Below are 8,232 nucleotides of genomic sequence, written 5' to 3'. Positions count from 1 at the left end.
GCATCGCCGCGCGAGGCATGAGCCTGCCCCGCCTCCGGCACGCCCCCAACCACCCGCGTAGGCTCCAGACCCGCCGCAGCACCACCCACCGGCAGACCGTGCAGGGCTTCTCCGCGCAGGCCATGCGCCGCACCCGCCCCCGACACGGCCTCAACCACCTGCGTCGGCTCCGCACCCGGACCCACTGCGGCACCACCCACCGGCAGACCGTGCAGGGCTTCTCCGTGCGGGCTCTGCGCCGCTCCCACATCCGGCACGGCCCCAATCACCCGCGTAGGCTCCAGACCCGCCGCAGCACCATCCACCGGGTGGCCCTCCAGGGCTTCTCCGCGCAGGCCATGCGCCGCACCCGCCCCCGGCACCGCCGAAACCGGACCGGTCGCAGCGCCGTTCGCGGGCGGGGTGTGCCGGGGCTGCGCCGGAGGATCGTCCGGCTGTGCGGACCCAACCACACGCATCGGCCCCGGGCCCTCCGTCGGCGGGCCTCCCGCCACTGCGCCCCTCGCCTGCGATCCCCCCGCCGCCGATCCGTGGACGCTCGGTCCGCCCTCCGCGGCGAACGTGCTCAGGCGTGTGCCGTCGCAGTACACCCAGCGTTCGTGCTCGGCGTCGTACAGCCAGACCGATTCGCCGTCGACGACCATGCCCACGCGCAGGCCGTGCGTTCTGCGCCGGAAGGTCTCGCCGTCGCCGGAGCCGCCCGCCAGTTCCTCCGCCGCGCGCCGGTAGCGGCCCAGCGCGTCCTCGGCCCGTGCGAGCAGTGGACGCGGGTCCGCCGTGCGGGTCAGGGTGTGGCTCGCGGCGGGCGGGTCGCGCGGGACGGCGACGAGGAGGCGGCCGTCGACCCAGGCCGACCAGCCGTTGGCGCAGACGACCTGCCCCCAGTCGCCGAGCCGGTCGACCAACTGCACCGGAAGGAGCGCGTCGAGCGGGGTCGTGGGCCGGTTCACGTCCGGTGTCTCCCAGGCGGAAAGCCCGTCCTGGGGGACGACGTGGGTGGGGCGGAAGTCCACGGGGGTGGTCATCAGGTGTACTCCTCCTGCCTACTTCCGCATGACTGCGGGTTCGTGCCGGCGCAGCAGCCTGGCGACCACGCATCCGAAGACGACGGAGAGGACGACCAGCATCCCCATGTTGATCAGCCAGATGCTCGTGGAGTGCCGGAACAGCGGATCGCCCGTCAGGTCCCCCGGCACGATCCTGCCCAGGCCGATCGTGCCCGCCATCGCGCCGAGCGCCCAGCGCGACGGCACGAGCCACGCCAGCTGCTCGATCCCGGGCACGCCGTGCAGCTTCAGGAGGGCCCCGCAGAACACGACTTGGACGATGGCGAGGAGGACGAGCAGCGGCATCGTCACCTCCTCCTTGCGCACCATCGCCGAGACGAGGAGCCCCAGCATCATGGCCGTGAACGACAACAGGGCGACGGCAAGCGTGATCTCGACAAGGGGTGACATCAACACGCCTTCGCCGCCTGGTGCGTTGAGGTCGACGCCGAGCAGGGCGACCAGGGTCAGCACGACGGACTGCAGCACGGTGATCGTGCCGAGCACGACGACCTTGGACATCAGGTACGCCGATCTGGAGAGCCCGACGGCCCGTTCGCGCCGGTAGATGACACGCTCCTTGACCAGTTCCCGTACGGCGTTGGCCGCACCGGTCAGGACTCCGCCCACACAGAGAATCAGCAGCGCGTTCATCGCCGTTTCCTGCGTCAGCTTGCCGCCGGCCAGCGCGCGGGCCATCGCGCCCATCACGAACGGCAGCGCGATCATGATCGCGAGGAAGGTCCGGTCGGCGCCGAGCGCGGCGGCGTAGCGCCGCACCAGCGTGCGCAGTTGAGAACCCCAGCTCTGCGCCTTCGGCGGCGGCGCGAAGGAGACGGCCGGGGACGCAGCGCCGCCCGCCTGCGCCTGTGCCTGATACGGCTGCGCGGAGGAGTTGATGATGTATTGCCGGTGGAACGGCGATCTCCGGTAGTCGCCTGCCCAGTCGCGGTCGCGGTCCCCCTCGAAGGCCTCGAACGCCTCCGGCCACTCCTCGAAGCCGAAGAACGGCAGCGAGTCACGGGGCGGTCCGTAGTAGGCGATCCGGCCGCCCGCCGCGAGCACCAGGAGCCGGTCGCACACATCGAGGCTGAGCACGCTGTGCGTGACGACGACGACGGTACGGCCGTCGTCGGCGAGGCCGCGCAGCATGTGCATCACCGAACGGTCCATGCCGGGGTCGAGTCCCGACGTCGGCTCGTCGAGGAAGAGCAGCGACGGCTTGGTGAGGAGTTCCAGGGCGACGCTCACGCGCTTGCGCTGTCCGCCGGAAAGACTGTGGATGGGCTGGTCGACGCGCTGCTCGAGGCCCAGCTCGCGGATGACCTCGTCGACCCTGGCCCGGCGTTCCGCCTTCTCCGTGTCCTGCGGGAAGCGCAGTTCGGCGGCGTAGCCGAGGGCCCGGTGCACGGTGAGCTGGGCGTGCAGGATGTCGTCCTGCGGCACCAGACCGATGCGCTGACGGAGCTCGGCGAAGTCGCGGTAGAGGTCGCGGCCGTCGTAGAGGACGGTGCCGTCGTCGGCGGGGCGCAGGCCGGTGAGGGCGTTGAGCAGCGTGGACTTCCCCGCGCCGCTGGGGCCGACGACGGCGAGCAGGCACTTCTCGCCGACGGGGAAGGAGATCTTGTCGAGCAGCCGCTTGCGGCCCCGGTCGACGTCGACCGTCAGCTCCTGTACGTCGAGCGACACCTCGCCGGTGTCGACGTACTCCTGCAGTTCGTCGCCCATGAGGCAGTACGCGCTGTGGCCCACGCCGATGATGTCGCCCTGGGCGACCGGGGCGCGGGCGACCGGCTGACCGTTGAGGTAGGTGCCGTTGTGGCTGCCGAGGTCGACGATCTCGTACGTGGCGTCCGGCAGGACCCGCAGTTCCGCGTGCCGACGCGAGACGACCAGGTCGTCGATGACCAGGTCGTTCTCGTGGCCGCGGCCGATGCGGACGGTGCGGGAGGGCAGCGGGCGCACGGTGGTCGGCTGCCGGAACGTCCCGGTGGCCGACGGCGTACGGACGGCGGACGGCCGCTCGGGGGCGGCGGGAGCCGCGGGGGCGGGGCGCTCGCGGCCGACGAGAACCGCGCGCGGCCCGTCGGCGAGGTTGCCGAAGCGGATGACACTGCCGGGGCCGACGCCCCACTCATGGATGCGCTGCCCGTCGGCGTACGTGCCGTTCGTGCTGTGCTCGTCCTCGATCATCCAGTGATCGAGCTCGGCGTGCAGGACGGCGTGATGCCACGAGACGCGGGCGTCGTCGAGGACGATGTCGCTCAACGGGTCACGGCCCACGTGATAGTCGCGGCTCGGACTCATCACCGTGGAGCCGGTGTCGGTCTCAAGGACGAGTTCGGGCGCAGTCGGCGTGACGGACCGCTCTCCCATGCCCCGAATTCTACCTATTCAGGCATGTTCACGCCTGTGCGCGACCAGGAAGCCGGACCGCCCCCCACCGCCCCTCAGGCGTCCCCGTACGCCTCTCCCCCGAGCTCGAACGACGCGCTGCCCGCGGTCGCGTCCGCCAGCCAGGCCCGGAAGGACTCGACGTCGGACTCGGGAAGCCCGATCTCGATGGCCACCGCGTCCGCGTAGCGCACGTCGCGCACGTCGCGTCCCGCCGAGCGCAGATCGTTCTGGATCTTGCCCGCCCGCTGGTGGTCGACGGTGACGGTGGCGAGCCGGAAGCGCCTGCGGGTCAGCGTGCCGACCGCGTCCAGGGCCTCGCCCACCGCTCCGCCGTACGCCCTGATCAGCCCGCCGGCACCGAGCTTGACCCCGCCGTAGTAGCGGGTCACGACGGCGACCACGTAGCGCATGTCGCGGCGCAGCAGCATCTGCAGCATGGGCACACCGGCCGTGCCGCCCGGCTCCCCGTCGTCGCTGGCCTTCTGCACCCCGGCGTCGGCCCCGATGACGTACGCGAAGCAGTTGTGGGACGCCGACGGGTGCTCCTTGCGGATCCGCGCGACGAAGGCCTGCGCCTGAGCCTCGGTGGCCGCCGGCGCGAGCGCGCACAGGAAGCGCGAGTGGCTGATCTCGGTCTCGTGCACGGCCTCGCGGGCCACTGTGCGGTACTCGTCCTGCATCGTGCCAGGGTAGGCGCTCGCCCCGGACGGGCCGACCGCGGCTGCCGTGGCCGCCCTTCGTGGCCGCCCGGCCCGGGAATCGCGCTCCCGTTCGAGCCGCGCCCCCGGTACGGTGATCTGTTGTGACGTCATCTACCCAGCGCATGCCTCAAGTCCCCGGCGGTACCGACGTGTTGGGGTCGCTGCTCGCCGCGGCGCCGGTCGCCGTCGTGGAGACCCTCGAGGACCCCGCGGATCCGTTCCTCTTCCCCGAGGAGGCGGATGTCGTGGCGAAGGCCGTCGAGAAGCGGCGCCGCGAGTTCGCCACCGTGCGGCAGTGTGCCCGCGCCGCGCTCGCCGGTCTTGGGGTGCCGCCCGTGCCGATCCTGCCCGGCCCCAAGGGTGCGCCCGGCTGGCCCGAGGGCATCGTCGGCAGCATGACGCACTGCGCTGGCTACCGCGCCGCCGCGGTGGCCCGCTCCGCGCAGATCACATCGGTCGGCATCGACGCGGAGCCCGCCGCCCCGCTCTCCGATCCCGACGTACTGAGGATGGTCACCGACGAGACGGAGCGCGCGGCCCTGGCGGATCTCGGCGTGCGGCATCCGGGCGTGCCCTGGGACCGCCTCGTGTTCAGCGCCAAGGAGTCCGTCTACAAGACGTGGTTCCCGCTCACCGGGCGCTGGCTCGGCTTCGAGGACGCGCGGGTGGACTTCGCGCCGGACGGCACGTTCAGCGCGGCGCTCCTCGTGCCGGGGCCGACGGTCGCGGGCGAGGAGGTCACCGGATTCTCCGGGCGCTGGCTGATACGCGACGGGATCGCCGTCACCGCCATCGTGCTGCCCGTCACTCCCCCTCCCCCGCCCGGTACGTAGCCGCTCCGGCCAGCCAGGTGCCGAGCACCCGTACGTGCCGGATCGCCATCGGGTCGACGGTGCGCGGGTCCGCGGAGAGCAGGACCAGGTCCGCGGGCGCGCCGGGTTCCAGGGCGAGGCGGTCGTCGGCGCCCGCTTGGTGGGCGACTCCGCTGGTGGCCGCCGTCAGCGCCTGCTCGACGGTGAGCCGCTGGTGCGGGGTCCAGCCTTCGCGCGGCTCCCCGTCGAACGTCCGCCTGGTGACGGCGACTTGGATGCCTTCCAGGGGCTCGTGCGAACTGACGGGCCAGTCGCTGCCGAAGGACAGCCGCACTCCGTCGCGCGCCAACTGCCCCATCGGGTACTGCAGATCGGAGCGTTCGACGCCGATCCGGGGCAGCGAGAGCTCGGTCTGCAGCGGGTCGGGCTGCGCCCACAGGGGTTCGAAGTTGGCGATGACGCCGAGCGCGGCGAAGCGCGGCAGATCGGCCGGGTCGACGACCTGGACGTGGGTGATCACGGGCCGCCGGTCCCAGGCGGGGTTGGCCCGGATCGCGGATTCCACCGCGTCGAGCGCGGCCCGTACGCCCGCGTCCCCGATGGCGTGGATGTGCGTCTGGAAGCCGTCGGCGTCGAACTCCCGTACCGCTTCGGCGAGTTGCTTCGGCTCCCACACGGGCATGCCGCAGCTGTGCGGCGCGTCCAGGTACGGGGCGAGCATGGCGGCCGTACCGCCCTCGACGACGCCGTCGCTGAAGAACTTGACGGTCCGCGCGGACAGCAGCGGCCCACCATCGGCGGCCACCCGCGCGCGTGCCACGTCGAAGGGCCCCCGCTGCTCGCGCCAGCGGTCGGGGTCGGCGCGCTGGGCCAGGTCGACACGGACGTGGAGCGCGCCGCGCCGGGCCGCGGCGAGATAGGCGTCCACCATGTCGGGTTCGACCCAGGCGTCCTGGACCCAGGTGATGCCCGCGCGCGCGTATGCCCGTCCGGCGCGCCGCACGGCTTCGACCAGGTCGTCCTCGTCACGGGCGGGCACCTGATCGAGCACCAGGTCGCAGGCGTGCCACTCGCGCAGGGTGCCCAGCGGGGTGCCGTCGGGACGCCGGACTATCCAGCCCAGGCGCGGGTCCGGGGTCGTGTCGCTCACCCCGGCCCGGCGCAGCGCCTCCGTGTTGCACCACACCGTGTGGTAGTCGTGGGCGCGCAGCACGACGGGCCGCTCGGGCACGGCGGCGTCGAGCCAGCGGGCGTCGAACTCGCCGTCGGGGGCGAGCGCGGGGTCGTAGGACGCGCCGACGATCCACTCCGCATGCGGGTGTTCGGCGGCCCACCGGCCGACCTCCGCGACGATCGCGTCGACCGATGTCAGGTCCTTGATCTGCGGCCCGAAGCTCTCCAGACCGCCGAAGAGCGGGTGCGCGTGGCCGTCCCCGAAGGCGGGCAGCAGCAGCCCGTCCCCCAACTCGACGACCTCGTCGGCCACTTCGGCCAGCGCGCGGGCCTCGTCCCCGAGCGCGACGACGCGACCGTCGCGCACGGCGAGCGCCGTGGCGTCCCCGTAGCTGTCGCTCCCCGTACGGACCGCCCCGAGAAAGACCGTCGTCGCCACTGCCTTCGCCATGCCGTTGTTCCCCTCCGTCACACGCCTGTCCTGCCCCATCACACACGCTCCGCGCCAGGAGGTCGAGGGAGGTCGAGGGAGGTCGAGGGAGGTCGAGGGAGGTCGAGGTCGGGGCACACCAGGACGGTCAGGCGGCGAGCGTCTCCCAGAACATCGCCTCGTAGCGCTGGAGTAGCTTCCCGTGACGCAGGGCCTGCCCGGTCGTCACCCCTGGCTCGTGGTCGAGGCCCTCCCGCACCGCCACGAGCGCCTGCCGCTCGAGGTCGGGCGCGGGCTCGGCGAAGAAGGCGAAGAACGCGCACGCCTCGTCGCTGAAGCCGTAGTGGACCGGCAGGGCCTGGGCGAGGGTGGCGCAATAGCCGCCCCAGGCGGCGAAGTTGGCGGTGAGGGCGAGGACCACGTCGGCGGGTTCGCCGTTGAGGGCGAGCCAGGAAACGTACGCCGGATAGGCCTGGCAGCCCGCCTGCGGCTCGTACGCCTCGGCGTCGGCCTTGTCCACACCGCAGGCCGTGACCAGCGCGCCGAGGTGGTCGGAGGCGAGCGTCTCTCCTTCGGCGAGTCCGCGGAAGAAGTCCGCGCACCCGGGTGCGCCCGAGGCGGCCGAGCGCGCCGCCAGGTGCGCGAAGGAGCGCCGGTCGGCGGGGATCACGGAGCGCTGCTCCAGAGCGAGAGCGGTGATCGCGGAACGGTCCGCGGTGCCGTCGGCGAGCCTCGGCACGAGCGGGTTGGCCGACGGGTCCGGTGCGAGCTGCGCCCGTACGGCATCGAGCAGTTCCTGTGCTGTCCGCGTCATGGTCCGGCCTCCTGGGGTTCGGCGGAACTTCTCGGCACCTCTGCTAGTTTCTACATTGCTGTAGAAATCAGCTCAAGACTACGTATGGAGTTCTCATGGCCCTGTGGGATCGCGTCAAGGAATCCGCGTCGACGATGCAGACCCAGCTGACGGCGAAGAAGAACGACCTCAAGAGCGGCGCCTTCCGCGACTCGAGCATGGCGATGTGCGCCCTGGTCGCGGCCGCCGACGGTTCCATCGACCCGTCCGAGCGGCAGCGCGTGGCCCAGCTCATCGTCACCAACGAGGTGCTGCAGAACTTCGCGGCCGACGACTTGCGGCGGCGCTTCGACGAGAACATCGCCAAGCTGACGGCCGACTTCGCGTTCGGCAAGGTCAGCGTGTTGCAGGAGGTGGCCAAGGCGAAGAAGAAGCCCGCCGAGGCCCGCGCGGTGATCCAGATCGGCATCGTCATCGGCGGCGCCGACGGCGACTTCGACAAGACCGAGCAGGCCATCGTGCGGGAGGCGTGCTTCGCGCTCGACCTGCCGCCGCACGAGTTCGACCTCTGAGCGAGGCCGGCCGGTCACAGCGGCGTGGCCGCCCGGAGGATCAGGACCATCGTGACCGCGGAGTTCGCCGAGGACATCGCCGATACGACGGTTCCCGCGGCGGCGCACCACAGCGCGAGCCCCACGCCGGTGAACCCGGCGAACATCGCGGGCCGGATCCGGGCGGTGGGCGCGGGGGCGAGCAGCGCGGCGACCCGGCGCGGCACGGGCCCCGGCGCGGCCAGACCCGCGAGCGTCGGCGCGGGAGTCACGCCCGCACCGGACGCCGACCCGAATCCCGACCCGGACCCCGACCCGAATCCCGACCC

The 8,232-nt window shown here is 72.4% G+C and carries 6 protein-coding genes and 2 pseudogenes; 2 read left to right on the top strand and 6 right to left on the bottom strand.

Annotated features, from left to right (window positions below):
- Positions 1-539 precede the first annotated feature (539 nt).
- The 3 genes and pseudogenes from E2651_RS38315 to E2651_RS38305 all read right to left on the bottom strand — a co-directional run.
- Positions 540-1,025, bottom strand: a pseudogene (locus E2651_RS38315) (hypothetical protein); the annotation flags it as partial.
- Between the two features lie 18 nt (positions 1,026-1,043).
- Positions 1,044-3,422 (bottom strand): FHA domain-containing protein, encoded by a 2,379-nt coding sequence (locus E2651_RS38310; RefSeq protein WP_135335888.1) that lies wholly within the window; start codon positions 3,420-3,422, stop codon positions 1,044-1,046.
- Positions 3,423-3,496: 74 nt separating this feature from the next.
- Positions 3,497-4,123, bottom strand: coding sequence for a YigZ family protein (locus E2651_RS38305; RefSeq protein WP_135335891.1), 627 nt, complete (start codon positions 4,121-4,123; stop codon positions 3,497-3,499).
- Positions 4,124-4,293: 170 nt separating this feature from the next.
- Here E2651_RS38305 and E2651_RS38300 point away from each other — a divergent pair, with 170 nt between their 5' ends.
- Positions 4,294-4,977, top strand: a complete 684-nt coding sequence (locus E2651_RS38300; RefSeq protein ID WP_280922828.1) for a 4'-phosphopantetheinyl transferase superfamily protein — start codon at positions 4,294-4,296, stop codon at positions 4,975-4,977.
- Here E2651_RS38300 and E2651_RS38295 read toward each other — a convergent pair.
- Both E2651_RS38295 and E2651_RS38290 read right to left on the bottom strand, forming a co-directional pair.
- Entirely contained in the window at positions 4,949-6,580 is a 1,632-nt protein-coding gene (locus E2651_RS38295) for an amidohydrolase (protein WP_245239475.1), read from the bottom strand. The two genes, E2651_RS38300 and E2651_RS38295, sit on opposite strands and share 29 nt — an antisense overlap.
- Before the next feature lie 127 nt (positions 6,581-6,707).
- Entirely contained in the window at positions 6,708-7,373 is a 666-nt protein-coding gene (locus tag E2651_RS38290; RefSeq protein ID WP_135335887.1) for a transcriptional regulator, read from the bottom strand.
- Positions 7,374-7,468: 95 nt separating this feature from the next.
- Here E2651_RS38290 and E2651_RS38285 point away from each other — a divergent pair, with 95 nt between their 5' ends.
- Complete coding sequence (locus E2651_RS38285) at positions 7,469-7,924, top strand: TerB family tellurite resistance protein (protein ID WP_135335886.1); 456 nt, start codon at positions 7,469-7,471, stop codon at positions 7,922-7,924.
- Between the two features lie 14 nt (positions 7,925-7,938).
- On the opposite strand, the pseudogene E2651_RS38280 reads toward E2651_RS38285, so the two are convergent.
- A pseudogene (locus E2651_RS38280) lies at positions 7,939-8,232 on the bottom strand (hypothetical protein); the annotation flags it as partial.

This window comes from Streptomyces sp. MZ04 (assembly GCF_004684775.1).
In the GTDB taxonomy this organism is placed as follows: domain Bacteria; phylum Actinomycetota; class Actinomycetes; order Streptomycetales; family Streptomycetaceae; genus Streptomyces.
This window is presented reverse-complemented; position numbering and strand designations above follow the sequence as displayed.

Bases quoted from the DNA above. Each gene is read 5' to 3' on its own strand.
- E2651_RS38310 (WP_135335888.1), bottom strand. From the start codon at position 3,422: ATGGGAGAGCGGTCCGTCACGCCGACTGCGCCCGAACTCGTCCTTGAG.
- E2651_RS38290 (WP_135335887.1), bottom strand. From the start codon at position 7,373: ATGACGCGGACAGCACAGGAACTGCTCGATGCCGTACGGGCGCAGCTC.
- E2651_RS38305 (WP_135335891.1), bottom strand. From the start codon at position 4,123: ATGCAGGACGAGTACCGCACAGTGGCCCGCGAGGCCGTGCACGAGACC.
- E2651_RS38295 (WP_245239475.1), bottom strand. From the start codon at position 6,580: ATGGCGAAGGCAGTGGCGACGACGGTCTTTCTCGGGGCGGTCCGTACG.
- E2651_RS38285 (WP_135335886.1), top strand. From the start codon at position 7,469: ATGGCCCTGTGGGATCGCGTCAAGGAATCCGCGTCGACGATGCAGACC.